This is a genomic window from Pseudomonas monsensis (assembly GCF_014268495.2).
Taxonomy (GTDB): Bacteria; Pseudomonadota; Gammaproteobacteria; order Pseudomonadales; family Pseudomonadaceae; genus Aquipseudomonas; species Aquipseudomonas monsensis.
The window spans coordinates 829,317-855,307 of the sequence record NZ_CP077087.1; the positions used below are offsets into that span (position 1 = coordinate 829,317).

General features: G+C 61.4%; 23 protein-coding genes. 16 read left to right on the top strand and 7 right to left on the bottom strand.

Annotated features, from left to right (window positions below; translation table 11 throughout):
- The first annotated feature begins 1 nt into the window (after window position 1).
- Together motB and HV782_RS03530 are read left to right on the top strand one after the other, a co-directional pair.
- Window positions 2-1,078, top strand: coding sequence for a flagellar motor protein MotB (gene motB / locus HV782_RS03525; RefSeq protein WP_186748573.1), 1,077 nt, complete (start codon window positions 2-4; stop codon window positions 1,076-1,078).
- A gap of 90 nt (window positions 1,079-1,168) precedes the next feature.
- Entirely contained in the window at window positions 1,169-2,302 is a 1,134-nt protein-coding gene (locus HV782_RS03530) for a sterol desaturase family protein (RefSeq protein ID WP_123470892.1), read from the top strand.
- Between the two features lie 55 nt (window positions 2,303-2,357).
- On the opposite strand, the gene HV782_RS03535 is transcribed toward HV782_RS03530, so the two are convergent.
- The 4 genes from HV782_RS03535 to rsgA form a co-directional block, all read right to left on the bottom strand.
- The gene (locus tag HV782_RS03535) at window positions 2,358-2,849 is read right to left on the bottom strand and encodes a toll/interleukin-1 receptor domain-containing protein (protein ID WP_123470893.1); all 492 of its coding nucleotides are present in this window, start codon (window positions 2,847-2,849) and stop codon (window positions 2,358-2,360) included.
- Complete coding sequence (locus HV782_RS03540; protein WP_186748572.1) at window positions 2,849-3,808, bottom strand: caspase family protein; 960 nt, start codon at window positions 3,806-3,808, stop codon at window positions 2,849-2,851. Before HV782_RS03540 ends, HV782_RS03535 begins: the two co-directional genes overlap by 1 nt.
- Window positions 3,809-3,810: 2 nt before the next feature.
- The gene (locus tag HV782_RS03545; RefSeq protein ID WP_123470896.1) at window positions 3,811-4,218 is read right to left on the bottom strand and encodes a TIR domain-containing protein; all 408 of its coding nucleotides are present in this window, start codon (window positions 4,216-4,218) and stop codon (window positions 3,811-3,813) included.
- A gap of 212 nt (window positions 4,219-4,430) precedes the next feature.
- Window positions 4,431-5,462, bottom strand: a complete 1,032-nt coding sequence (gene rsgA / locus HV782_RS03550; protein WP_016985702.1) for a small ribosomal subunit biogenesis GTPase RsgA — start codon at window positions 5,460-5,462, stop codon at window positions 4,431-4,433.
- A 107-nt stretch (window positions 5,463-5,569) separates the two neighbouring features.
- Here rsgA and orn point away from each other — a divergent pair, with 107 nt between their 5' ends.
- Together orn and HV782_RS03560 are read left to right on the top strand one after the other, a co-directional pair.
- The gene (gene orn, locus HV782_RS03555; protein ID WP_003221098.1) at window positions 5,570-6,112 is read left to right on the top strand and encodes an oligoribonuclease; all 543 of its coding nucleotides are present in this window, start codon (window positions 5,570-5,572) and stop codon (window positions 6,110-6,112) included.
- A gap of 246 nt (window positions 6,113-6,358) precedes the next feature.
- Window positions 6,359-6,970: a trimeric intracellular cation channel family protein gene (locus HV782_RS03560; RefSeq protein ID WP_123470899.1), complete on the top strand. Its 612-nt coding sequence runs from the start codon at window positions 6,359-6,361 to the stop codon at window positions 6,968-6,970.
- 104 nt (window positions 6,971-7,074) lie between these two features.
- Here HV782_RS03560 and queG read toward each other — a convergent pair whose 3' ends face one another.
- Entirely contained in the window at window positions 7,075-8,139 is a 1,065-nt protein-coding gene (queG, locus tag HV782_RS03565; protein WP_123470900.1) for a tRNA epoxyqueuosine(34) reductase QueG, read from the bottom strand.
- 63 nt (window positions 8,140-8,202) lie between these two features.
- On the opposite strand from queG, the gene HV782_RS03570 reads away from it, so the two are divergent.
- The 12 genes from HV782_RS03570 to HV782_RS03625 all read left to right on the top strand — a co-directional run bounded on the left by HV782_RS03570 (window position 8,203) and on the right by HV782_RS03625 (window position 23,199).
- Window positions 8,203-9,702, top strand: coding sequence for an NAD(P)H-hydrate dehydratase (locus HV782_RS03570; protein ID WP_186748571.1), 1,500 nt, complete (start codon window positions 8,203-8,205; stop codon window positions 9,700-9,702).
- Window positions 9,690-10,160 (top strand): tRNA (adenosine(37)-N6)-threonylcarbamoyltransferase complex ATPase subunit type 1 TsaE, encoded by a 471-nt coding sequence (gene tsaE, locus HV782_RS03575; RefSeq protein ID WP_007967425.1) that lies wholly within the window; start codon window positions 9,690-9,692, stop codon window positions 10,158-10,160. Before HV782_RS03570 ends, tsaE begins: the two co-directional genes overlap by 13 nt.
- Window positions 10,161-11,591, top strand: a complete 1,431-nt coding sequence (locus HV782_RS03580) for an N-acetylmuramoyl-L-alanine amidase (RefSeq protein WP_123470904.1) — start codon at window positions 10,161-10,163, stop codon at window positions 11,589-11,591.
- Window positions 11,588-13,498 (top strand): DNA mismatch repair endonuclease MutL, encoded by a 1,911-nt coding sequence (gene mutL, locus HV782_RS03585; protein WP_186748570.1) that lies wholly within the window; start codon window positions 11,588-11,590, stop codon window positions 13,496-13,498. The genes HV782_RS03580 and mutL overlap by 4 nt, the downstream gene beginning before the upstream one ends.
- The gene (gene miaA, locus HV782_RS03590; RefSeq protein ID WP_186748569.1) at window positions 13,498-14,469 is read left to right on the top strand and encodes a tRNA (adenosine(37)-N6)-dimethylallyltransferase MiaA; all 972 of its coding nucleotides are present in this window, start codon (window positions 13,498-13,500) and stop codon (window positions 14,467-14,469) included. Before mutL ends, miaA begins: the two co-directional genes overlap by 1 nt.
- Before the next feature lie 94 nt (window positions 14,470-14,563).
- On the top strand, window positions 14,564-14,824 hold the full coding sequence (gene hfq, locus HV782_RS03595; protein ID WP_007902656.1) for an RNA chaperone Hfq: 261 nt from the start codon (window positions 14,564-14,566) through the stop codon (window positions 14,822-14,824).
- Window positions 14,825-14,836: 12 nt separating this feature from the next.
- Window positions 14,837-16,138: a ribosome rescue GTPase HflX gene (hflX, locus tag HV782_RS03600; protein WP_123470910.1), complete on the top strand. Its 1,302-nt coding sequence runs from the start codon at window positions 14,837-14,839 to the stop codon at window positions 16,136-16,138.
- A gap of 96 nt (window positions 16,139-16,234) precedes the next feature.
- A complete protein-coding gene (gene hflK, locus HV782_RS03605) occupies window positions 16,235-17,410 on the top strand; it encodes an FtsH protease activity modulator HflK (protein ID WP_123470912.1) in 1,176 nt (391 codons plus the stop codon).
- The gene (hflC, locus tag HV782_RS03610; protein WP_123470914.1) at window positions 17,410-18,279 is read left to right on the top strand and encodes a protease modulator HflC; all 870 of its coding nucleotides are present in this window, start codon (window positions 17,410-17,412) and stop codon (window positions 18,277-18,279) included. The genes hflK and hflC overlap by 1 nt, the downstream gene beginning before the upstream one ends.
- A 313-nt stretch (window positions 18,280-18,592) precedes the next feature.
- Entirely contained in the window at window positions 18,593-19,780 is a 1,188-nt protein-coding gene (locus HV782_RS03615; RefSeq protein ID WP_123470915.1) for an ATP phosphoribosyltransferase regulatory subunit, read from the top strand.
- A 54-nt stretch (window positions 19,781-19,834) separates the two neighbouring features.
- Complete coding sequence (locus HV782_RS03620; RefSeq protein WP_123470917.1) at window positions 19,835-21,124, top strand: adenylosuccinate synthase; 1,290 nt, start codon at window positions 19,835-19,837, stop codon at window positions 21,122-21,124.
- Window positions 21,125-21,264: 140 nt separating this feature from the next.
- Complete coding sequence (locus HV782_RS03625) at window positions 21,265-23,199, top strand: methyl-accepting chemotaxis protein (RefSeq protein WP_123471170.1); 1,935 nt, start codon at window positions 21,265-21,267, stop codon at window positions 23,197-23,199.
- A gap of 91 nt (window positions 23,200-23,290) precedes the next feature.
- Here HV782_RS03625 and HV782_RS03630 read toward each other — a convergent pair whose 3' ends face one another.
- The gene (locus tag HV782_RS03630) at window positions 23,291-24,856 is read right to left on the bottom strand and encodes an ABC transporter permease (RefSeq protein ID WP_186748568.1); all 1,566 of its coding nucleotides are present in this window, start codon (window positions 24,854-24,856) and stop codon (window positions 23,291-23,293) included.
- Window positions 24,856-25,866, bottom strand: a complete 1,011-nt coding sequence (locus tag HV782_RS03635; RefSeq protein WP_186748567.1) for an extracellular solute-binding protein — start codon at window positions 25,864-25,866, stop codon at window positions 24,856-24,858. Before HV782_RS03635 ends, HV782_RS03630 begins: the two co-directional genes overlap by 1 nt.
- Window positions 25,867-25,991: the final 125 nt, after the last annotated feature.

The window sequence follows — 25,991 nt, forward strand, 5'->3', positions numbered from 1 at the left end:
CATGGAAAATAACCAGCCGATAATCATCAAGCGCGTCAAGCGCATCGCCGGCGGGCATCACGGCGGGGCGTGGAAAATCGCCTTCGCCGACTTCGCCACGGCGATGATGGCGTTCTTCCTGGTGTTGTGGCTGCTGTCCACCGCCACACCGGAACAGAAGATCGCCATCGCCGGTTACTTCAAGGACCCGGTCGGCTTCTCCGAAAGCGGCACGCCATACATCATTGATCTGGGCGGCACGCCGACCCTCGCGCCGGAAAACACCCTCAACCCCGAGGTGAAGTCGCAGCCGCAACCTGACAAGGTCACGGTCGACACCGAGCAGGTCGAAGGCATGGCCGAGCAGGTCGAGAAAGAACGCCTGGAGCTGTTGCTGCAAGAACTGCAGAACAAGGTCGACGAGAACCCGCAACTGCAGAAGTTCAAGGATCAGATCCTGTTCGAGATCACTCCGAACGGCTTGCGCATCCAGATCATGGACGCCGAAAACCGGCCGATGTTCGACTCGGGCTCGGCGCGTCTGAAGCCGTACTTCGAAGACATCCTGCTGGCCATGGCCGACACCATCAAAGCGGTGCCGAACAAGATCAGCATCAGCGGCCACACCGACGCCAAGCCGTACACCGGCACCGGCGATTTCGGTAACTGGGAGCTCTCGGCCAACCGCGCCAACGCCGCCCGGCGTGCCTTGGTTGCCGGTAGTTATCCGGAGTCGCAGGTGGCGCGGGTGGTGGGTTATGCCTCGTCGGCATTGTTCGACAAGGAAAACCCGTTCAACCCGGTCAACCGTCGCATCGACATTGTGGTCCTGACCAAGAAGGCTCAGGCAGCCATCGAAGGGGCGCAAGGTGCCGATCCGGCCAAGCCGGCGGATGACAGCCAGAACGGTAACGCTCCGGCGACACCGGTCGACCCGAACGCGCTGCCGGCGGATCAGCAACCGGTGCCGGCGCACGAACTGCGCGAACGGCTCAACCTGTTCGACGACGCCGCGCCGAAACCGGCCGCGCCGGGAACTGTGCCGCCGGCACCCGCTGCGCCACCGGCCACTGCACCGGCTGTCGCGCCGAAGCAGTAACCGACAAAAAGCCACGGCCACCGTGGCTTTTTGGTTTCTGCCTGCGTCGCAATGAGCAGTCGCAGTTATCGCAATCACGGAAGATCAGTTATGGAAAGACTCAAAGCCTATTTTCAACGGCACGGCAACGCACCCTTCAAATTTGGTGAGGGGCGGGTCAGTGGCTATATTTCAGCCACCCTCGGGCTGTTGAGCCTGCTGGCGGTGCTCTGTTTCCTGTTTCCTGAATGGCTGACCACCGCCGAACTGCGCAAGGTCTATGACGAGCAGTTCGCACGCACCACGCTGTTGCTCGGGCTGGTGCTGTCGTTCAGCCTCGGCACCCTGAACATCCTGCTCAACAAGCGCAAGCGCCTGGGGATTACCGGGCTGGTCGCATCGGGGCTGGCGGTGTTCCTCGGCGGCACCAACGTGCAAGTCAGCGAAATCGGGCAGACCCCTTACTCGCTGGGTCTGGACTGGTTCGTCCTGGCGCTGCTGGTGTCGGCCATCGTTTTCATTCCTTTGGAAAAGCTCTATTCCAAGGATCCCGAGCAAAACATCCTGCGCCCGCACTGGCGCACCGATCTGACCTATTTTTTCGTCAGCCACATGCTGGTGCAGTTCATCCTGATTTTCATCACCGCCTCGTCGGGTTACATCGCCGGTTGGGCGGTGTCGCCGGGGTTGCAGGCCAGCGTCCAGAGCCTGCCACTGGTGGTGCAGTTCCTGCTCGCGGTGCTGGTGGCGGACCTCGGCCAGTATTGGCTGCATCGTCTCTACCATGTGGTGCCATTTCTGTGGCGCATCCACGCGGTGCATCACTCCAGCACCCACATGGACTGGCTTGCCGGTTCGCGCGTGCACTTCATCGAAATCCTGCTGACCCGCACCGGCGTACTGGTGCCGCTGATGCTGCTGGGGTTCGCGCCTCAGGCGTTGAATGCCTACGTGATTCTGGTCGGTGTTCAAGCGGTACTTGCCCACGCCAACGTGCGAATCAATGGTGGCTGGCTGAACTACCTGATCGTCCTGCCGCGTTATCACCACTGGCACCATGCCCGGCACAAGGACTACATCTACAAGAACTACGCGATCCACACGCCGTTGGTGGACATGCTGTTCGGCACGTTCAAGCTGCCGCCGAAAGAGTGGCCGGTGCGTTATGGCGTATTTGGCAAGGAGCTGCCGGGCGGGATCGTGCGTCAGCATCTGTATGCGTTTCGCAAGCCTGAGCCGAAGTAGGCCAGGTGGACAGCAAAAGCCCCGAATGTTCGGGGCTTTTTTGTGTCTGGTGGGGTTAGAAGCCGCGCCGGATACGGTTCTTCAATCCCTCATGGAACATCTCGGCATTGGTCTTGTTGGCGCTGCGTGTCGATTGATTGCCGGTCACCGAGTCGAGCGTCATCGAGCGCTTGATTGTTCCTTCGCTGCGATAAGCGTCGATGAAGAAATCCACATCGGCCGGTGTGCTCAGCTTCGGCCACTTATCCAGATAAGCCGGCAATTGCGTGGGGCCGGTCTTGAATGAGCAGATCCGCCGATTGCTGATCGTCGCCTCGCCGATTTCGAACGGCACCCACCACGACAATGCGGTTTTCTCTGACACCACTGCCAGTAGGTGCGTGCATTCGGTGATGTTGCGCGTGATGACCTCGGTGATGTCGTCGGTGGTCTGCGATTCCGGGTCGAGCACATCGAGGTAGGTCTTGATGTTGGCCTGCATCAATTGGCTATTGATGGCCATGGCCTGTGGACGATCCATGTGGCGGTAGCTGATGAATACGGGCATCAGAAGTGTCCTTTTAGGGCGAGTTCGCGGTAGTAGGCGCCGAGGGCGGTGAGGCGGCAGCCGGTGGAGTTGATGGCCGCGTAATACATGTGTTCGGCGCCCACCGGTTCTATCAGGCTGTGGCGATTGCACATTTGCAGTTGCTTGAAGATGTCGCCGTGCTCGGGGTCGAACAGCGCTTCCGTCGGCTCGTAGCTGGGGTCGAGCCTGAAGACGAAACTCGGCTCGGGGAACCAGTCCTTGAGTTTGCGTAGGGTTTCCTCGGCAATCAGCGGTGCCACTTCGCGCAGTGGCACGAACTGCGACACGTTGGTCTTGAATACCGGACGCTGTTCCCAGGCTCCCAGCGCATTGTCGACAAACGAATAGACGCTACCGGGGGTGACCTTGCCGAGCACGTTGGCGGCGCCACCATGCAGCGCTTGCAGCAACAGATCCGTGAACACACCGTGGCCGCGACTTTCGAGGGCGGACTGTTCTTTTTTGCAGGCGGTGAGAATGGTCATGCCTTCGCCGATCACACTGCTGCCGCCGCGTAAATTGCGCATCGCACCTGCTGCTCCGGCCTGGCAGCAATCGAGAATGATGATTTTGTTTTTGATCTGCGACGCCTGATCAGCCCACAGCAGAATGTCGCTGATGCGGATACCGTCTCCGCCAGGCTGGTAGTCCTGAGGAATCAGTAGCCCTTCGTCGATGCTGTTGTCGAACTGCCCATGACCGGCGAAGTACAGCAGTGCCACGTCACAGTCGCCTGAGAACAGGCTCTGGATCTGCTGTTTCATGTGTTTGAGCGTCAGGTTCTCCTCAGAGGAGGTCAGCACTTTGCTGCTGAAGTTCGGGCGCCCGTTGGCGTGGCGCTCCAGTACCGAAGCCATGGCCATTGCGTCGTTGTTACAACCGCTCAAAGGAGCGACATGGGCGTAGTGGTTGATGCCGATAAACAGTCCCTTGCGCATGGTTACACCGCCGTGTGCAGGCGAATCGCACTGACGATGCTGTTGGTGTTCCACGCGCATTCGGCGTGCGCCGCTTCACGCACCACGGTGGAAATGCGCTCGGCGCCGAATGGCTTGATCGCGATGATCACCTTGCCCATGCGTTTGGCGATCTCGATTTCCTTGTTGATCCACTTGCTGTAGGTCGAATACATCCCGGCCATGATCAGCACCGCCGAGCAAGGGCGAATCTTGTTTTCGATGGCTTCTTCGAGCTGCTTGTCAGTCTGCGCACCCATGATCGGGTTATGTGGCGGCACGGAAAAATTCTTGAAACTGAAATCCGGCTTGGCGCCGAGCAGGCGTACCAGATTGTCGTGAGCGTGGGCGTAGTTCCACGAATGGCTGATGAACAGGTGATAGGTCTGCATAGGGTTCCTCGAAGGTCGCAAAGGTGCGAAGGAGGACCCCAATCTAGGCATCTGGAGCTTGCCTACAAGGGCTGGGCGGTGAAAGAGAAATGTCCTGCAGGCGGGCATGCGCGGGCCTGTCAGAAAAGTCTGACGTTTAACGAAATCGGGGATTTGTCAGGCGCGGTCCGACATCCGGCAGCCCTCGGGCGAGGTGCTGCCGGTGCAGGTGTTTAGTAGCCGTTTTCCGGCAGGCTGGCGATGATCGAGCGGTAGCTGTTCATCCGCTGCTGCTGCACGCGGCCGTCTTCCAGGGCCTTGAGCAGTGCACAACCCGGTTCACGGTCGTGCTTGCAGTCGCGGAAGCGGCAGGTGCCGAGCAGGTCGTTGAACTCGATGAAACCGGCTTCGACGTCGGCGCGGCTGACGTGGCCCAGGCCGAATTCACGGATGCCCGGGGAGTCGATCAGCTCACCGCCACCGGGGAAGTGGAACAGGCGCGCGGTGGTTGTCGTATGCGTGCCCTGGCCGGACAGCTCGGACAACGGCCCGACGCGGGTTTCGACTTCCGGCAGCAGGCTGTTGACCAGCGACGACTTGCCGACACCGGACTGGCCGACGAACACGCTGATGCGGCCGTCGAGCTGCTGTTGCAGCTGTTCCATGCCGTTGCCGTGATGCGCCGAGACTTCCAGCACCGGATAACCCAGCGTGCGGTACACCGCCAGCAGGGCATTGAGTGCCGGGGCGTTCTGCTCGTCGATCAGGTCGAATTTGTTCAGCAGCAGCAACGGGCGGATGCCGGCGTGTTCGGCTGCGACCAGATAGCGGTCGATCAGGTTGGCATGCGGCTCGGGCAGCGGCGCGAAGACGATGACAATCATGTCGACGTTCGCGGCTACTGGCTTGAGCTGGCCACGGCTGTCCGGACGGCACAGTTCGGTGGTGCGCGGCAGTTGCGCGACGATCACCCCGATGCCCTGGTTGCCGGCACGCCAGACGACTGTGTCGCCGGTTACCAGCGCGGGCAGGTTGGCGCGCAAGTGGCAGCGGAACACCTGACCGGCCTGATCACCGTCAACAGCTTCGACCTCGACCTGCACACCGAAGTGGGCGATTACCAGGCCTGTTTGTTCCGGGCCAAGGTCGCCGCCCTCAAGGGCTTCGACCGCCGAGGACTCGCGTTTGGCGGCGCGGGCGGCGCGCTCGCCCTGAATCTTTTCGATGCGCCAGTTTTGACGACGATTGAGTTGGCGTTTGGCCATGGGTGTTCCGTCTGAAGAATGCAGCGATTAGGTAAAACGGCCGCGAGTTTAGCACGCCCGGGCACTGGCCTAGGCTAAACTGCGCAGCATTGCCTAGGAGCCCGAATATGCAAAACCCGCAGAACCTGATCTGGATCGACCTGGAAATGACCGGTCTGGATCCGGAAAACGACGTCATTATCGAAATGGCCACCATCGTCACCGACAGTGACCTCAATACCCTGGCCGAAGGCCCGGTGATCGCCATTCACCACAGCGACGAAGTGCTCGCCCGCATGGACGAGTGGAACACCCGCACCCACGGCAACTCCGGCCTGACCCAGCGGGTGCGCGACAGCCGCATCAGCATGGCCGAAGCCGAGGCCGAAACCATCGCGTTCCTGGAGAAGTGGGTGCCGAAGGGCAAGTCGCCGATCTGCGGCAACAGCATCTGCCAGGACCGGCGCTTCCTTTATACCCACATGAAAGCGCTGGAAAGCTACTTCCACTACCGCAACCTCGATGTCTCCACGCTCAAAGAGCTGGCCGCACGCTGGGCGCCGGATGTCCGCGACAGTTTCAAGAAGGGCAGCACCCACTTGGCGCTGGACGACATCCGCGAGTCGATCGCCGAGCTGCAGCACTACCGCAAGCACTTCATCAAGTTCTGACTTCGGATTCGGTGGGTGATGGCTTTTGTGGCGAGGGGATTTATCCCCGTTGGATTGCGAAGCGATCCCCGTGCATTAAAACGGAGAGACCGCGTGTGCAGGTTTTGCGACTGCTGCGCAGCCGAACGGGGATAAATCCCCTCGCCACAGGTATCGCGTTCACCGAGTAATCTGGAATGGCATCGCCCCCTTCTGGTGCGGCACCGAAATGGCTAGACTGCGCGCCTTCCTGCCTGGACCGCCGCCATGTTGCTGATGCTCTATCTGATTGCCATTACTGCTGAAGCCATGACTGGCGCGCTGTCTGCCGGACGGCGCGGCATGGACTGGTTCGGTGTGGTGCTGATCGCCTGTGTCACGGCGCTGGGTGGCGGCTCGGTGCGCGACGTGCTGCTCGGGCACTACCCGCTGACCTGGGTCAAACACCCGGAATACCTGGTGTTGACCTCGGCGGCAGCGATGCTCACCGTGTTCACCGCCCGCTGGATGCGTCATCTGCGTTCGTTGTTTCTGGTGCTCGATGCGGTGGGCCTGGTGGCGTTCACCCTGATCGGCTGCATGACCGCTCTGGAAATGGGCCACGGCATGCTGGTGGCTTCGGTCAGCGGCGTGATCACCGGGGTCTTCGGCGGCATCCTGCGCGACATCTTCTGCAACGACATCCCACTGATCTTCCGTCGCGAGCTGTACGCCAGCGTCTCGTTCGCGGCGGCGTGGTGCTACATGCTCTGTCTGTACCTGAATGTGCCGGGCGAGCAGGCGATCCTGATTACCTTGTTCGGCGGTTTCCTGCTACGACTGCTGGCGATCCGTTTCCACTGGGAAATGCCCAAGTTCGTTTATAACGATCAGCCCTGACGCGATTCCCTGTAGGAACTGCCGCAGGCTGCGAGCTTTTGCTCTTGTCTGGTAAAAATCAAAGTCACAAGATCGCAGCCTTCGGCCGCTCCAACATTGTGTGATTACGCGAGGCCGTGCTGTTTCAGTGCCCACTCGACGTGTTCGCGGACTAGATCGGATGGGTAGTCGCGGCGCGCCTTCAAGGCTTCCAGCACCGGAATGCTCGACGGTGCATTGCCCAGGCCCACGGCCAGATTACGCAACCAGCGTTCGTAACCGGCGCGGCGCAGCGGCGAGCCTTCGGTGCTGCTGAGGAATTTGTCCTCGTCCCACAGAAACAGCTCGGCCAGTTCGGCGTTGTCCAGATTGTGCCGTGGCTTGAAGTCGCTTTCCCCGGACGGCCGGGCGAAACGATTCCACGGGCAGACGATCTGGCAGTCGTCGCAGCCGAACACGCGGTTGCCGATCAACGGCCGCAGGTCTTCGGGGATGGCGTTTTTCAGTTCGATGGTCAGGTAAGAGATGCAGCGCCGGGCGTCCAGCACATAGGGGCCGACGAAAGCGTTGGTCGGGCAGATGTCCAGGCACGCCGTGCAGCGACCGCAATGTTCGGTGCTGTGGGGTTCGTCCACCGGCAGCGGTAGATCGACGAACAGTTCGCTCAAGAAAAAGTAACTGCCAGCCTTACGGTTCAATACCAGCGTGTTTTTGCCGATCCAGCCTAGCCCGGCCTGCTCGGCGATGGCTTTTTCCAATACCGGCGCGCTGTCGACGAACGCACGAAAACCGAACGGGCCGATCTCGGACTGGATCTTGTCGGCCAATTGTTGCACGCGTTTACGGATCAATTTGTGGTAATCGCGGCCCAAGGCATAGCGCGACACGTAAGCTTTCTCCGGTTGCGCCAGCATTTGCGCCATTTGCGTGTCGCCGGGCAGGTAGTCCATGCGCAGCGAAACCACGCGCAAAGTGCCCGGGACGAGTTCCTCGGGGTGTGAGCGTTTACTGCCATGTGCCCCCATGTAATCCATTTCGCCGTGGTAGCCGGCTGCCAGCCAGCGTTGCAGGTGCTGCTCATGCTCGGCGAGGTCCAGGCCGCTGATGCCGACTTGCTGGAAGCCCAGCTCGCGGCCCCAATCCTTGATCGATTGGGCGAGGGCGGGCAGATCTGTGGGGATGGCGGACATGAGGCGAGAGAAACCGGAGCTGAGGTGCGTATAATTCTGCCAGACATCGGAGCCCGAAGACGCATGCCGCACACGAAAGATGAATTACCCGACGCGCTGTACGCCGCCGCCCAGGTGCGCGAGCTCGACGCGCGGCTGATCGCTGCCGGCACGCCGGGCTTCGAATTGATGCAGCGCGCTGCGTATGCGTGCTGGCGTGCACTGGTGCGGCGCTGGCCCTCAGCCACGGAACTGACCGTGCTGGCCGGGCGTGGCAACAATGCTGGCGACGGCTATTTACTGGCCGTGCTGGCGCAGCGGGCCGGTTGGGCGGTACGGGTGCTGGCGGTCGGTGAGCCGCAGCGGTTGCAAGGCGACGCAGCGCTGGCCCATGCCGAGGCACTGGCCGAAGGTGTTGCGGTGCAGGGCTGGAGTGCCCCGGCCGAGTTGCGCGGCGTGGTCCTCGATGCGCTGCTCGGTACCGGTTTGAGTGGCGAGGTGCGTGAGCCCTATGCCGCCGCGATTGCCGCGATCAACGCCTGCGGCCTGCCAGTGGTGGCGGTCGATATTCCTTCCGGGTTGTGTGCCGATAACGGGCGAGAGCTAGGTCTTGCTGTGCGTGCTGACCTTACAGTGACGTTCATTGGTCTGAAGCCGGGATTGTTCACCGGTGACGCGGCAGATTGTGTCGGCGAGCTGGTGTTCAGCGGTCTGCAGGCTACACCTGAAACCTACCGTGACATTCCGGTCGCGGCTTGCCGGCTCAACGCGACTAATCTGCCGCGGTTGCCGGCACGCGCTCCAACCTCCCACAAGGGTCGCTTCGGTCATGTGTTGCTGATCGGTGGCGATCATGGCTTTGGCGGGGCGATCCTGCTCAGTACCGAAACCGCCTTGCGCAGTGGCGCAGGCATGGTCTCGTTGGCGACGCGTCCGGAGCATGTCCCGGCGGCGCTGACCCGTGTGCCGGAGGCCATGGCTTTGGGCGCTTCATCGGCCAATCAGTTGATGGGCTTGCTCGAGAAAGTTTCGGTGCTGGTGGTCGGGCCGGGGCTGGGGCAGGCGAGTTGGGGGCGGGCGTTGTTGTCGGCCGCAGCGAATGCGCCGTTGCCGCAAGTATGGGACGCCGATGCATTGAATCTGCTCGCCGGCGGGTTTGTCCGTCTGCCCAAGGATTGCGTGATCACCCCGCATCCGGGTGAGGCCGCGCGTTTGTTGGGGATCAGTACCGCCGATGTGCAGGCCGATCGTCTGGCGGCGGCGCGGACGCTGAGCAAGAAATACTCAGCCGTCGTCGTCCTCAAAGGCGCCGGCAGTTTGATCGCCCATCCCGACGGGCGTCTGGCGCTGTGTCATCAGGGCCATCCGGCCATGGCCAGCGCCGGCCTCGGCGATGTGCTCGCGGGGTTGACCGGTGCGCTGCTGGCGCAAGGCATGGACGGTTTCGATGCGGCGTGCCTGGCCGTCTGGCTGCACGCCAATGCCGGCATGCAGCAAGGAAAATTGGGCCGTGGGCTGGCGGCCAGTGATTTGATTCCAGCCATTCGTCAGTTGTTGGAGGAGCATGCACCGTGTCTGAAGTAACCCTGTACCTGGCCGATGAACAGGCCATGAGCGACTTTGGCGCACGGATCGCCCGCGTGACCCAGGGCCACGGCCTGATTTTTCTCGAAGGCAATCTGGGCATGGGCAAAACCACCCTGTCGCGGGGCATCATTCGTGGCCTGGGGCATGTCGGGGCGGTGAAAAGTCCGACCTTTACCCTGGTCGAACCCTACGAGATCGGCGACGTCCGTGCCTTCCACTTCGACCTGTATCGCCTGGTCGATCCGGAGGAGCTGGAGTTTCTCGGCATCCGCGACTATTTCGAAGACGATGCGCTGTGCCTGATCGAGTGGCCCGATAAAGGTGCAGGCTTTTTGCCAAAGCCTGACCTGACCATTACCATTAGCCCGCAAGACAGCGGGCGTTCGCTGAAAATTTTATCCCAAGGCTCGCGTGGCGAGGCCTGGTGTGCCGCTTTGGCATTGGAATCCAATTAAATGATGGGGTTAGGTATGCGCTTTCGCGCGTTGGTGGCTGCCGCTGGACTGATGTTGATGGCAGTAACCGTCAACGCTGTGGCCGAGACAAAGGTCAACAGCGTGCGCCTGTGGCGGGCGCCGGACAACACGCGGCTGGTCTTCGACCTCAGCGGCCCGGTGCAGCACAGCGTCTTTACCCTGACCGCACCGGACCGGCTGGTGATCGACATTAACGGCGCCACCCTCGGCGCGCCGTTGAAAGTCTCCACTGCGAACACACCGATCACTGCGATGCGCTCGGCCCAGCGCACGCCGACCGACCTGCGGGTGGTCATCGACCTGAAAAAAGCCGTCACCCCGAAAAGCTTCTCGCTGGCGCCGAATGCGCAATACGGCAACCGTCTGGTGGTCGACCTGTTCGACAACCCGGCCGATGCCGCTCCGCCGCCTGCGCCAGCGCCGCAAGTGGCGACGGTGCCTGCGGTGCCGGTCACGCCTGCGGAACCTGCCATCAAGTTACCGCCAGCGCCGGCCGGCAAACGCGACATCATCGTGGTGATCGACGCCGGCCACGGCGGCGAAGACCCGGGGGCGTCCGGCTCGCGCGGCCAGCGTGAGAAAGACGTGGTGCTGCAGATCGCTCGCGAACTGCAGCGTCAGGTCAACGGCATGAAAGGCTTCCGCGCCGAATTGACCCGTACTGGCGACTACTTCATCCCGCTGCGTGGCCGTACTGAAATCGCGCGCAAGAAGGGTGCTGACCTGTTCGTCTCGATCCACGCTGACGCCGCGCCGTCGGCGGCCGCCTTCGGTGCGTCGGTGTTTGCCTTGTCCGATCGCGGTGCCACGTCGGAGACCGCCCGCTGGCTGGCCGACAGCGAAAACCGTTCCGACCTGATCGGCGGCGCCGGCAACGTCAGCCTCGACGACAAGGACCGCATGCTCGCCGGTGTGCTGCTCGACTTGTCGATGACCGCGTCGCTGACTTCCAGTCTCAACGTCGGTCAGAAAGTCCTGACCAACATCGGCCGGGTGACGCCGCTGCACAAGCAGCGTGTGGAACAGGCCGGGTTCATGGTGCTGAAGTCGCCGGACATCCCGTCGATCCTGGTCGAAACCGGCTTCATCTCCAACGCCAACGAAGCGAACAAACTCTCGGCATCGAGCCACCAGCAGGCGCTGGCCCGTTCGATCAGCAGCGGTGTACGCCAGTTCTTCCAGCAAAACCCGCCACCGGGCACTTACATTGCCTGGCTGCGTGACTCCGGCAAGATCGCCCAAGGCCCGCGCGATCACCGCGTGAGTCCGGGCGAGACGCTGGCGATGATTGCGGTGCGTTACCAGGTGTCGCCCGCGACCCTGCGCAGCGCCAACAACCTCAGCAGCGACGAGCTGAAAGTCGGTCAGCACCTGACCATTCCTGGCACCGAACTGGCGTCCAAAGAATGAGCCAGGTGCTGAACACTGCCCGCATCGAACTGCTCAGCCCACGGCTGGCGAACCAGATCGCCGCCGGTGAGGTGGTCGAGCGCCCGGCCTCGGTGATCAAGGAACTGCTGGAAAACAGCCTCGATTCCGGTGCCAAACGCATCGACGTCGACGTCGAGCAGGGTGGCGTCAAGCTGCTGCGGGTGCGCGACGACGGCAGCGGCATTTCTGCCGATGACCTGCCGCTGGCGCTGGCCCGTCACGCCACCAGTAAGATCCGCAACCTCGAAGACCTCGAGCAGGTGATGAGCCTGGGGTTTCGCGGTGAGGCCCTGGCGTCGATCAGCTCTGTGGCGCGCCTGACCCTGACCTCGCGCACTCGCGATGCCGACCAGGCGTGGCAGGTCGAGACTGAGGGTCGCGACATGGCGCCTCGCGTTCAGCCCGCGGCACATCCGGTCGGTACGTCGGTGGAGGTGCGCGATCTGTTCTTCAACACCCCGGCGCGGCGCAAATTCCTCAAGACCGAAAAAACCGAATTCGATCACCTGCAAGAAGTGATCAAGCGTCTGGCGCTGGCGCGTTTCGACGTGGCCTTCCACCTGCGCCACAACGGCAAGACCATCCTCAGTCTGCACGAGGCTCACGATGATGCGGCCCGCGCCCGGCGCGTGGCGGCGATCTGCGGTTCGGGCTTCCTTGAGCAGGCCTTGCCGATCGAAATTGAACGCAATGGCCTGCACTTGTGGGGCTGGGTCGGTTTGCCGACGTTCAACCGCAGCCAGGCGGATTTGCAGTATTTCTTTGTGAATGGCCGCGCGGTACGCGACAAACTGGTGGCCCACGCGGTGCGCCAGGCCTATCGCGACGTGCTGTTCAACGGCCGGCATCCGACCTTCGCGCTGTTTTTCGAGGTTGATCCGGCCGCGGTCGACGTCAACGTCCACCCGACCAAGCACGAAGTGCGCTTCCGTGACGGGCGCATGGTGCATGACTTCCTTTACGGCACGCTGCACCGCGCACTGGGCGATGTGCGCCCCGAGGATCAGTTGGCCGGTTCCGTGACGACCGCTGTCGTGCGGCCAACCGGTATCGAGGCTGGCGAGTTCGGTCCGCAGGGTGAAATGCGTCTGGCGGCCAATGCGCTGCTCGAGCAGCCACAGGCGCAACCGGCGTTCAATACCTCGTCTGGCGCCAGTGCTGGCGGCGCTTATCAGTATCAGTACACGCCGCGGCCGCAATCGGCGGTGCCGCCAGCCGCCGAAGCTCAAGCCGCGTACCGTGAGTTTTTCGCGCCGCTGCCCGAGGCCAATGCCAACGCGCTGCCGGCCGGTCAGGAGGACACTCCGCCACTGGGTTACGCGCTGGCGCAGCTCAAAGGCATCTACATCCTGTCCGAGAACGCCCAGGGTCTGGTGCTGGTGGACATGCATGCCGCCCACGAGCGGATCATGTACGAACGCCTGAAAATTGCCATGGCCAGCGAAGGCCTCAGCGGCCAGCCGTTGCTGGTGCCGGAATCGCTGGCGGTGAGTCAGCGTGAGGCCGATTGCGCTGAAGAGCACGCCGCGTGGTTCCAGCGCCTCGGTTTCGAGCTACAGCGTCTTGGCCCGGAAACATTGGCCATCCGCCAGATCCCCGCGTTGCTCAAACAGGCTGAAGCCAACCGCCTGGTCGGCGACGTGCTGTCGGATTTGATGGAGTACGGCACCAGCGACCGGATTCAGGCGCACCTCAACGAACTGCTCGGCACCATGGCCTGCCACGGCGCGATCCGCGCCAACCGGCGTCTGGCCCTGCCTGAAATGAACGGCCTGCTGCGCGACATGGAAAACACCGAGCGCAGCGGTCAATGCAACCATGGCCGACCGACCTGGACCCAACTGGGCCTGGACGATCTGGACAAACTGTTCCTGCGCGGTCGTTGATGAGCCAGCTCCCTCCAGCGATTTTCCTGATGGGCCCGACCGCTGCGGGCAAGACCGACCTGGCCATCGAACTGACCAAGGTGCTGCCGTGCGAGCTGATCAGTGTCGATTCGGCGCTGGTCTATCGTGGCATGGACATCGGCACCGCCAAGCCGTCGAAAGAGCTGCTGGCCGAATTTCCCCATCGCTTGATCGACATTCTCGATCCGAGTGAAGCCTATTCCGCTGCCGATTTTCGTCGCGATGCCCTGCAAGCGATGGCCGAGATCACCGCACGGGGGAAAATTCCGCTGCTGGTGGGCGGCACGATGCTCTATTACAAGGCTTTGGTCGAAGGTCTGGCGGACATGCCGGCGGCCGATCCCGGGGTTCGTGCGCAGATCGAGGAAGAGGCTGCACGCCTTGGCTGGCAGGCCCTGCACGATCAGTTGGCGGTCATCGACCCGGTCTCGGCAGCGCGGATTCATCCGAACGATCCGCAGCGCTTGAGTCGGGCACTGGAAGTTTATCGGGTCAGCGGTCAGAGCATGACTGCCCTGCGTCAGCAACAATCTGCGCAAAGTACTGAAGCCGCCGCTTCGGGACTGCAACAATTGCCCTATACTGTCGCGAACTTGGCGATTGCTCCGGCAAACCGTCAGGTATTGCACGAGCGCATTAAACAAAGATTCACAAATATGTTGGAACAGGGATTCATCGACGAGGTCGTAGCCCTGCGTAAAAGAAGTGACCTGCATTCAGGGTTGCCGTCTATACGTGCAGTAGGTTACCGCCAAGTCTGGGATTACCTGGATGGCAAGCTGACGTTGGCCGAAATGCAGGAGCGCGGCATCATCGCCACGCGCCAATTGGCCAAACGCCAGTTCACCTGGCTGCGCAGCTGGGAAGATTTACACTGGCTGGACAGTCTTGATTGCGACAATCTGCCACGCGCCTTGAAATACCTCGGGACCATCTCCATATTGAGCTGAGTCCTTGCAATTGCCGTCTATCCTTGGGGGTGTGGCGGCCAAAGCCATCTGAATTACCTATTTTTATTATTGAATCCTTAAAGGAGTGCGGCACATGTCAAAAGGGCATTCGCTACAAGACCCTTACTTGAATACTTTACGTAAAGAGAAAGTTGGGGTTTCCATCTACCTGGTCAACGGTATCAAGCTGCAAGGCACGATCGAGTCGTTCGACCAGTTCGTGATCCTGCTGAAAAACACCGTGAGCCAGATGGTTTACAAACACGCTATCTCGACAGTAGTGCCGGTTCGTCCAATTCGTCTGCCTAGCGCAACCGAATCCGAAGCAGGTGACGCTGAGCCAGGTAACGCCTGATAGGAGTCTCCTTTGTTCTTTGAGCGCCACGGTGGTGGTGAGCGAGTCATTCTCGTTCACTTGGATGGACAGGACCCTGAGGCGCGCGAAGATCCGCAGGAGTTTCAGGAACTGGCTAATTCGGCGGGCGCCGAGACCGTTGCGTTTTTTAACGTACCGCGTCATCGGCCAACCGCCAAATACCTGATTGGCAGTGGCAAGGTCGAGGAGTTGCGAGACCTGGTCCATGCCGAGAAGGCCGATCTGGTGATTTTCAATCACATCCTCACGCCCAGTCAGGAACGTAACCTCGAACGTGTTTTCGAGTGTCGCGTGATTGACCGTACCGGTCTGATTCTCGATATTTTCGCCCAGCGCGCCCGGACCCATGAAGGCAAGCTCCAGGTCGAACTGGCCCAGCTTGACCACATGAGCACCCGACTGGTTCGCGGCTGGACTCACCTTGAGCGTCAGGGTGGCGGTATCGGCATGCGCGGCCCGGGTGAAACCCAACTGGAAACCGACCGCCGTCTGCTGCGGGTGCGCCTGCGCCAGATCAAGGGCCGTCTGGAGAAAGTCCGCAGCCAGCGTGAGCAATCGCGACGCGGCCGGTCCCGTGCGGATATTCCCACTGTGTCCCTGGTGGGCTACACCAACGCCGGCAAGTCCACGCTGTTCAATAACGTGACCAAGTCCGAGGTGTACGCGGCTGACCAGTTGTTCGCCACGCTGGACCCGACCTTGCGCCGTCTGGAACTGGACGACCTTGGGCCGATCGTTCTGGCCGACACCGTAGGTTTCATTCGTCACTTGCCGCACAAGCTGGTCGAGGCATTTCGGTCTACGCTCGAAGAGTCGAGCAACTCCGACCTGCTGTTGCACGTGATTGATGCCGCCGAACCGGATCGCATGTTGCAGATCGAGCAGGTGATGGTGGTGCTGGGCGAGATTGGGGCCCAGGACTTGCCGATCCTCGAGGTATACAACAAACTCGATTTGCTTGAAGGCGTTGAGCCACAAATCCAGCGCGATGCCGATGGCAAGCCGCAACGGGTCTGGCTGTCGGCGCGTGATGGCACGGGTCTGGAGCTGCTCGAGCAAGCCATCGCCGAGTTGCTGGGCAGTGATTTGTTCGTGGGTACCTTGCGTTTGCCGCAACGATTCGCTCGACTGCGTGCGCAGTTTTTCGAGATCGGTGCGGTGCAGAAAGAAGAACACGACGAAGAAGGCATCAGTTTGCTGGCCGTTCGTTTGCCCCGGGTCGAGCTGAATCGACTGGTAAGCCGCGAAGGATTGCAGCCGATGGAATTCATCGAGCAACACACTTTGCAATAAAAGCCTGACAAAGCGGTTGTGCCGCAACGGCAGGCATTCTGTAGCATTGGTTGGCGCGCCGTGGGTGCGTCTTTGCTTTATCAGATGGAGAGCGCTATGGCTTGGAATGAGCCGGGTGGCAACTCGAATAATCAGGATCCTTGGGGTGGCAAGCGCCGCAATAACGGCGACCGCAAGGGGCCACCGGATCTCGACGAGGCCTTCCGAAAGCTGCAGGAAAGCCTGAACGGGTTGTTCGGTGGTGGTAAGAAACGCGGTGGTGATGACGGCGGTGGTTCGGGCAGGAGCGGTGGCGGCTTCGGCGGTCTGCTCGGCATCGGCCTCGTGGTGCTGGCGGCTGTCTGGCTGTACAGCGCGGTCTATGTGGTGGACGAGCAGGAGCAAGCCGTGGTGCTGCGCTTCGGCAAGTACTACGAGACGGTCGGCCCGGGCCTGAACATTTACTTCCCGCCGATCGACAAGAAGTATATGGAAAACGTCACGCGTGAGCGTGCGTACACCAAGCAGGGCCAGATGCTGACCGAAGACGAGAACATCGTCGAAGTGCCGCTGACCGTGCAGTACAAGATCAGCAACCTGCAGGATTTCGTGCTGAACGTCGATCAGCCGGAAATCAGCCTCCAGCATGCGACCGACAGTGCCCTGCGCCACGTGGTGGGTTCCACCGCCATGGATCAGGTGCTGACCGAAGGTCGTGAATTGATGGCCAGCGAAATCAAGGAGCGTCTGCAACGCTTCCTCGATACCTATCGCACCGGTATCACCGTTACTCAGGTCAACGTACAGAGCGCAGCGGCACCGCGTGAAGTGCAGGAAGCCTTCGACGACGTGATCCGTGCCCGTGAAGACGAGCAGCGTTCGCGTAACCAGGCTGAAACCTATGCCAACGGCGTGGTGCCGGAAGCCCGTGGTCAGGCCCAGCGTATCATCGAGAATGCCAACGGTTACCGCGACGAAACGGTCTCGCGCGCCAAGGGTGAGGCTGATCGCTTCACCAAACTGGTCGCCGAGTATCGCAAGGCCCCTGAAGTCACCCGTGAGCGTCTGTATCTGGACACCATGCAGGAAGTCTTCAGCAACACCAGCAAGGTACTCGTGACCGGCAACAAGAACGGCCAGAGCAACCTGCTTTACCTGCCGTTGGACAAAATGATTCAGAACAGTTCGGGCAGCAATGCACCGGTCACCGGTTCGGCCGCCGCCAGCAGCAACACGGACGTCACGCCGCATGTCACTGACCTGCCGCAGTCGCGCACAAGGGAGACCCGCTGATGAGCAATAAATCGCTGATCGCCCTTATTGTTGGCGTCGTTGTAGTCCTGGTGGGCTGGAATTGCTTCTACATCGTCGCTCAGACCGAGCGTGCGGTGCTGCTGCAGTTCGGCCGTGTGGTTCAGGCTGATGTTCAGCCGGGCCTGCATGTGAAAGTGCCTTACGTTAACCAGGTGCGTAAATTCGACGCACGCCTGATGACGCTGGATGCACCGACGCAGCGCTTCCTGACCCTGGAAAAGAAAGCCGTGATGGTCGATGCCTATGCCAAGTGGCGCGTGAAAGATGCCGAGCGCTTCTACACCGCGACTTCCGGTCTGAAGCAGATCGCCGACGAGCGTCTGTCCCGTCGTCTGGAATCCGGTCTGCGTGACCAGTTCGGCAAGCGCACCTTGCACGAAGTGGTGTCGGGTGAGCGTGATGCGCTGATGGCTGACATCACTGCGTCGCTGAACAGGATGGCGGAAAAGGAGCTGGGGATCGAAGTTGTCGATGTCCGGGTCAAGGCCATCGACCTGCCGAAAGAAGTAAACCGCAGTGTGTTCGAGCGTATGAGCACCGAGCGTGAGCGTGAAGCTCGCGAGCACCGCGCCAAGGGTAACGAGCTGGCCGAAGGCATCCGTGCCGACGCCGATCGTCAACGCCGCGTGCTGCTGGCGGAAGCCTATCGTGAATCCGAAGAGATTCGCGGTGACGGCGATGCCCAAGCCGCTGCGATCTACTCCAAGGCCTACGGTCAGGATCAGGAATTCTATGGTTTCTACCGTAGCCTGCGCGCCTACCGTGAAAGCTTCGCGAACAAGTCCGACGTACTGGTCCTCGACCCAAGCAGCGACTTTTTCCGTTACCTGGAAAAGGCCAAGCCTTGATACGACGTTGACCTGAATCACTCCGCCCGGCGGCTAAAACCTCGGGCGGGGTGATCCTTTGGGAAAACGTGTGTATGATGCGGCAGCCGGGAAATTCCCGGCTTTTTTGCGTCTGCACGTTTGATTGCTGTTTTTTGTTGCAGGTGCCGGGTTGAATGGCCCGAGCGTTTTTCGAGGAAAGTGATGGGCGAAGCCGGTAACAGGCCTTTCGCCGCGTCGTTCATGCGCGTGCGTTTTCAACGCGCCGGTCATTTTCTGCTTCACTCAAGGCTCGCCCTCGGGCTGGCCGCCCGGATCAAAGGGGAATGGCGTAATGGCAACGGTAGACCGCTGGCTGCTACCAGATGGCATCGAAGAAGTACTGCCACCGGAAGCGGCGCGCATTGAAGTCGCGCGTCGTCAGGTGTTGGATCTGTTCCAGAGCTGGGGTTACGAGTTTGTCGTGACTCCCCATATCGAGTACCTGGAATCCCTGCTGACCGGCGCGGGCCAGGACCTGGATCTGCGTACCTTCAAGGTCATCGACCCGCAATCGGGCCGGCAGATGGGGTTCCGTGCCGACATCACGCCGCAAGTGGCGCGCATTGATGCGCACACCCTGCGGCGCGAAGGCCCGAGCCGCCTGTGCTACGCCGGCAGCGTACTGCATGCCCAGCCGCGTGCACTGTCGTCCTCGCGCAGCCCGATCCAGCTGGGCGCCGAGTTGTACGGCGATGCCAGCCCGAGCAGTGACGTTGAAGTGATCAGCCTGATGCTGGCCATGCTGCAACTGGCCGATGTGCCGGATGTGCACATGGACCTCGGTCATGTCGGCATCTACCGTGGTCTGGCGCGCGCCGCCGGTCTGTCCGGTGAAGTCGAGCAGCAGTTGTTCGATGCGCTGCAACGCAAGGCCATCGACGAGGTCATTACCTTGACCGAAGGCTTGCCGGCAGACCTGTCCGGCATGCTGCGCGCGCTGGTCGATCTGTGTGGCGGTCGTGAAGTCCTCAGCGCTGCCCGCGAGCGCCTGGCCAATGCGCCGGCGCCGGTGCTGGCCGCACTGGAAGACTTGCTGGCGATCGCCGAGCGTCTGTCGGCGCGTTTCCCGCAGTTGCCGCTGTACTTCGACCTGGGCGAGCTGCGCGGCTACCACTACCACACGGGTGTGGTGTTCGCGGTGTTCGTGCCGGGCGTTGGCCAGTCCATCGCCCAGGGCGGTCGTTACGACGACATTGGCGCCGACTTCGGTCGTGCCCGCCCGGCAACCGGCTTCTCTACCGATTTGAAAACCCTGGTGACCCTGGGGCGTGCTGAGATCGAGCTACCGTCTGGCGGTATCTGGATGCCTGACAGTACGGATGCGGCACTCTGGCAGCAGGTTTGCCAGTTGCGCAGTGAGGGTCAGCGTGTCGTTCAGGCCTTGCCTGGACAACCTTTGGCCGCCGCCCGTGATGCGGACTGCGACCGGCAATTGATTCAGCAGAACGGGCTTTGGCAAGTATCGCCACTGGCTTCTTGAGTTTTCCTGCCGGCCAACGCCGGCACCAAGTTTGCGCGAATGAGGACAAGTGTTATGGGTAAGAATGTCGTAGTCCTGGGCACCCAATGGGGTGATGAGGGCAAAGGCAAGATCGTTGATCTGCTGACCGAACATGCTGCCGCCGTAGTGCGCTACCAAGGTGGCCACAACGCTGGCCACACCCTGGTGATCGACGGCGAAAAAACCGTCTTGCACCTGATCCCGTCGGGCGTGCTGCGCGAAGGCGTGCAGTGCCTGATCGGCAACGGCGTGGTGGTTGCGCCTGACGCTCTGCTGCGAGAAATCACCAAGCTGGAAGAGAAAGGCGTACCGGTGCGCGAGCGCCTGCGTATCAGCCCGTCCTGCCCGCTGATCCTGTCCTTCCACGTAGCGCTGGACCAGGCTCGTGAAAAGGCCCGTGGCGAGCTGAAGATCGGTACCACCGGTCGCGGCATCGGCCCGGCATACGAAGACAAGGTTGCACGTCGTGGCCTGCGAGTTGGCGACCTGCTGAACATGCCGCGCTTCGAAGACAAACTGCGTGAGCTGGTGGATTACCACAACTTCATGCTGGTCGGTTACTACAAGGAGCCGGCCATTGAGTTTGAAAAGACGCTGGCCGAGTGCAAGGAATACGCTGAACTGCTCAAGCCGCTGATGCTGGACGTCACGGCCGAGCTGCACGACCTGCGTCGCGCCGGCAAAGACATCATGTTCGAAGGCGCTCAGGGTTCGTTGCTCGACATCGACCACGGTACCTATCCGTACGTGACCAGTTCCAACACCACCGCCGGTGGCGTGGCGACCGGTTCGGGCGTTGGCCCGATGTTCCTCGATTACATCCTGGGCATCACCAAGGCTTACACCACTCGCGTAGGTTCGGGCCCGTTCCCGACTGAGCTGTTTGACGAAGTGGGTGCACACCTGGCCAAACAAGGTCACGAGTTCGGCGCTACCACCGGCCGTGCCCGTCGTTGCGGCTGGTTCGACGCCGTTATCCTGCGTCGCGCTATTGATGTGAACAGCATCTCGGGCATCTGCCTGACCAAGCTGGACGTACTCGATGGTCTGGAAACCATCAACATCTGCACCGGCTACAAAGATGCACAGGGCAACGCCGTTGCGCCGACCGACGCTGACAGCTACGTGGGCCTGCAGCCTGTGTACGAAGAAGTGCCGGGTTGGACCGAATCGACCGTGGGTGCCAAGACCCTGGAAGAGCTGCCGGCTAACGCTCGTGCCTACATCAAACGCGTTGAACAGTTGATCGGCGCGCCGATCGACATTATTTCGACGGGCCCGGACCGCAACGAAACCATCGTTCTGCGTCATCCGTTTGCTTGATAAGTCGTTGATGTAAAACCACAAAGGCCCCTTCATCGGGGCCTTTGTCGTTTATGCCTGTTGGACGGCATGACCTTTGCTGTGAATCTGTCTACAAGAGTGCCATCAAATTAATGGCGTCAGAAGTAGAGGTATTCACAGTGTCGGCCGTTCTCTCACTGTTACAAAGCCGTTTGTTGCGCCCCGTGTTCGTTACCCTTGGTATCGCCCTTTTGGTGCAAGTATTGGTGGCCGTTGCCCTGACGCGGAGCACCGTCACGGCGCTGGAAGCCGATCTGGGTGTGCGCCTGGGGACTGACAGCCAGAAACTCTCTGGTGAGCTGGAGCAGGCCGGGCGCGAAGTCACGTCGAGCCTCGATGCCTTGTCCGCCAGTACCCGTCAGCGTCTGACTGCCGGCCTGTCTTCGCGCCTGAAAGAAGAGCAGGCGCAACTACGTGCGACGCTGGAAAAGGATCTGAAAGATTCGGCCAATGACATGGCGCAATTGCTCGCCTCGGTCGCACCCCGCGCCATGTGGGACAGCGACGTGCCGACCCTGTCCGAGTTCGCCCGCCGCGCCCAGCGCAATCCCAATGTGTTGTTTGTGGTCTACGACGACGCCACCGGCCAGCACCTGACCCGTTATCTCAATCGCGAAAACCCGATCAACAAGGCCCTGCTGGAAAAGGGGCAGGGCGAGCGTGCGCTGGATAAAGTGCTGGATGCGGCGAAAAACGATCCGTCGGTCTACTACCTCGAAGCCTCGATCAACCCCAACGGCGTGGAAATCGGCAAAGTGCTGATGGGTGTCTCGACCGCGTCGGTGGAAACCGATCTGGCGGCGCTCGATAAACGTTTCTCGGCGTTGATCGCCAGCAGTGATCAACTGGTCGGCGATAGCCTCAAGGGGGCCGCTGCCGATAGCGCCAGCGCGATGCGCGGGCGCCTGCAATCGGCGCAGTCCACCGCCGCCGAGATGAAAGCCAATACCACCAGTACCGTGCAGGACGCTGCGGCGACTCTGCGCTGGCGGATCGGCCTGGGCCTGGCGCTGGTCGGTTGCGCAGTGTTGCTGCTGCTGGCTGTGGTGTTGGGGCATCGGGTGGTCAATCGCCTGAAGATGCTCAACGCAGCGATGGACGATCTGGCGGCGGGCGAGGGCGACCTGACCAAGCGCGTGCAGATCAACAGCAAGGACGAAATCGGCGACATGGCGTCGGCGGTCAATCGCTTTGTGGATAAGTTGCAACCGATCGTGCGTGAGGCGGGCGACGTGGCCCAGCGTACCGGCGTCGAGATCGGTGCCATGACCCTGCGCAATGCCGGTGCCGATGCGGCGGCCGGGATGCAGCGTGACGAAGTGGCCGAGAGCTTGCGCGCGCTGTCGCAAATGGCCGATGAGGCGCAATCGGAAAGTCAGGCGATGCAAGCGGCGTTGAAGCAGGTGGTGGATATTCGTCAGGCCACCGATGAAAACACTCGCACCTCGGCCAAGGTCGGCAGTTTGATCGAAGCGCTGGCCGGGCAGGTCGACACCGGGGCGAAAGTCATCGAGCGCCTGGCGCAACAAAGTGAACAGATTGAAGTGGTGCTGACGGTGATTCACGGCATCGCCGAGCAGACCAACCTGTTGGCGCTCAACGCGGCCATTGAGGCGGCGCGGGCCGGTGAAACCGGTCGTGGTTTTGCCGTGGTGGCGGACGAAGTGCGTGCCTTGGCGAGCAAGACGCAAAGCTCTACCGGCGACATTCAGGCGCACATCGTCGCCTTGCAGCAGGGCGCACGTGAGGCGGTAGAGGCTATCGGTCAGGCCGGGCGTCAGGCCAGCGAAGGTTTGCTGGTGTTGCGCGACAGTGCGCGGCTGCAACAGTCGGTGCAGGCCTCGGTCGAGCAGGTGCATGCGGCGATTGGCCTCGCGACACAAGCAGCCGCGCATCAGGCGCAGGGTGCTCAGGCTGTACGTGGGCGAGTCGAGACGATTCATGCGCAGGCCGAGAAGGCGGCGCAAGCGGTAGTGGAGACCACGGCCAGTGGCAAGGTGCTGGATGGGTTGGCAGCGCAGTTGAAGGCGAGTCTGGGGCAGTTCAGGGCTTGATGCTGTCTGGTTTGGTCTCATCGCGAGCAGGCTCGCTCCTACAGCGGAAACGCATTCCGATGTAGGAGTGAGCCTGCTCGCGATAGCTATTTCAGCGGCTCAGATACATCCGGGTCGTAAGTAAATAAACCGGCAGCCCCGACACCAAAATCAACAGCGCCGCATAAGGCGCCGCCGCCGCAAACTCGACATTCGCGGTATGCGCCCAGACTTCCGTCGCCAGTGTGTTGAGCCCGGTCGGGCTCAGCAACAGCGTCGCGGTCAGTTCCTTCATCGCATCGAGAAACACCAGCGCAAACGCCGCGCCCAATGCCGGGAAAATGATCGGCAATGTCACCCGGCAAAACGCTGTGAACGACGACGCCCCCAAGGTACGCGCGGCCTCTTCCAGCTGCGGTGCAGCCTTATTCAGTGCCGTACGAATCGGCGCCTGCGCCAGCGGCAAAAACAGCAATGCATAGGCAATCAGCAACAGCGCCGACGTCTGATACAGCACCGGCACGTAATGCAGGGCGAAATACACCAGCGTCAGCGCGATCACCAGGCCCGGCAAGGCGTGGAGCAGATACGGCAGGCGCTCGGCCCAGATCGCCAGTCGGCCCTTGTAACGCACCACCAGCAACCCGACCGGCACCGCCAGCAGCAGGCACAGCGCGGCGCCACCGAGCGACAAGGCCAGCGAAGACAGCAGGGCCTCGGTGATCGCCCCGACCGGGAAGGCTGCCGATGAGCCAACCGCCAGCCAGTACGCGAGCATGCCCAGCGGAATCCCGCTGCCGACAATCGCCAGCAACAGGCAATACAACTGACCGGCAACCGCCCACGGCCCCAACCGCACTTGCTCGGCCTGACGCGCGGCACCCTGGCCGGTGCGCACATGCCGACCCTTGCCGCGCACGCGCAGTTCCAGCCACAACAGCACCAGGCACAGCGCCAGCAACACCGCCGACAGCATCGCGGCATTGGCGTTGCTGAACTCCAGCTCGAACTGCTGATAGATCGCCGTGGTGAATGTTTGCAGGCCGATGATCGACAGCGCGCCGAATTCAACCAGCATGTGCAGGGCAATCAGCAGCGAGCCCGCCAGCAACGACGGCCACAGCAGCGGCAGGGTGACGCGGAAAAACACACCCCAGCGGTTCTGTCCCAGGGTGCGGGCGGATTCCTCAAGGGAGGGATCGAGATTGCGCAAGGTCGCCGCGACCGGCAGAAAGATCAGCGGGTATTTGGACAGGCTCATCACCAGAATTGCACCGCCGAGGCCTTCGAACTGCGCGCTCAGCGACACCCAGGTGAAGCTGCTGACAAACGCCGGCACCGCAAACGGCAGACATAGAATCACGCCCCACAGACGCCGCCCCGGCAAATTGCTGCGCTCCAGCAGCCAGGCCAGCGACAGGCCGATCACGGCGCAGGTGATGGTCACACCGACCATCAGCGCCAAGGTATTGCGCAGCAGGCCGAACACGTAAGGGCGCCATAACAGGTGCAGCGCCTCGGCCCAGCCCGCTTGCCAGGCCTTGAGTCCGACGTAGGCCAATGGCAATACGCTCATCACCACCAGCAGCAATACCGGCAGCACCAGCCAGATCGACGGTCGCTTGCGCCGGGGTACGTAACCCCCGCGCATGGCGGGCGCGGATAACGATGCGGCCATCAGTTCAAGCCAACTTCACGTTCCAGTTCCAGCGCTTCTTCGGCATTGCCCAGATCGGCCGGGGTCACGTTCGGCGCTTCCAGCTCGCTGAACGGCTTGAGCCCGCGATCCGATTCCATGCCTTTGTGCAGCGGGTATTCGGCGGTGGTCTGGGTGATCACGCGCTGACCTTCTTCGCTGGCCATGTAGGCAAGAAATTGTTGAGCTTCTTTTGGATGTTTGCTGGATTTCAGCACGGCAGCGCTGGACACGGTGATCAAGCCGCCGACGTCGCCGCCGGTGAAGTAATGCAGTTTCGAATCCAGTTTGCCTTTCTCGCGTTGCAGGGCGAACCAGTAGTAGTTGTTCACCAGCACGGTGGCGACTTCGCCGTTTTCCACGGCTTTGAGCGCGACCATGTTGTTGCTGTAGGTCTTGCCGAAAGCGCGCAGGCCGGTCAGCCATTCTTCGGCGGCGTCACGACCATGCATCTTGATGATGGCCACGGCTTGTTCCTGAAACGCGCCGCTGGTTGGCACGAAGCCGACTTTGCCTTGCCACTGTGGATTGGCGAAATCCAGGACTGATTTTGGCAGGTCTTTTTCGTCGACCAGTTTCGGGTTGTAAGCGACCACGCGAACGCGTGCGGTGACGCCAATCCAGGTGCCGTTAGCCGCGACGTATTTTTCCGGCAGTACGGCCAGGGTCGCGTCATCGGCCTTGGCCAGCAGACCCTGTTCGCCAAGGTTGTTCAGCGGTGGGGATTCTTCGGTGTAAATGACGTCGGCGGGGGAGCGGTCGCCTTCCTCGATGATCTGGCTGGCGAGCTGGTTGCTGCTGCCTTTGCGCACGTTGACGTGAATGCCGGTCTTGGCTTCGAAGGCCTTGGCGATCGCGTCGCCGACTTCCTTGTGCTGGCCGTTGTAAAGAGTCAGGGAAACCGTATCGGCAGCCTGGGTGAGGGGAGAGGCGAGTGCCAGGCCGAGCAGGGTGAAGGTCAAGCCTCGGCGCAGGGTATTTCGAAACGTCATTCGCAGGGTTCCTCACTGTCGCATTGCAAAAACTTGCAACAATGATAAACGATATTGTTTCTCAAGTGCGCCTTGCGGTGGGGCTGGCGTTTTGATAGGTGCGATGGTGATGGGGTTTCGGGAAG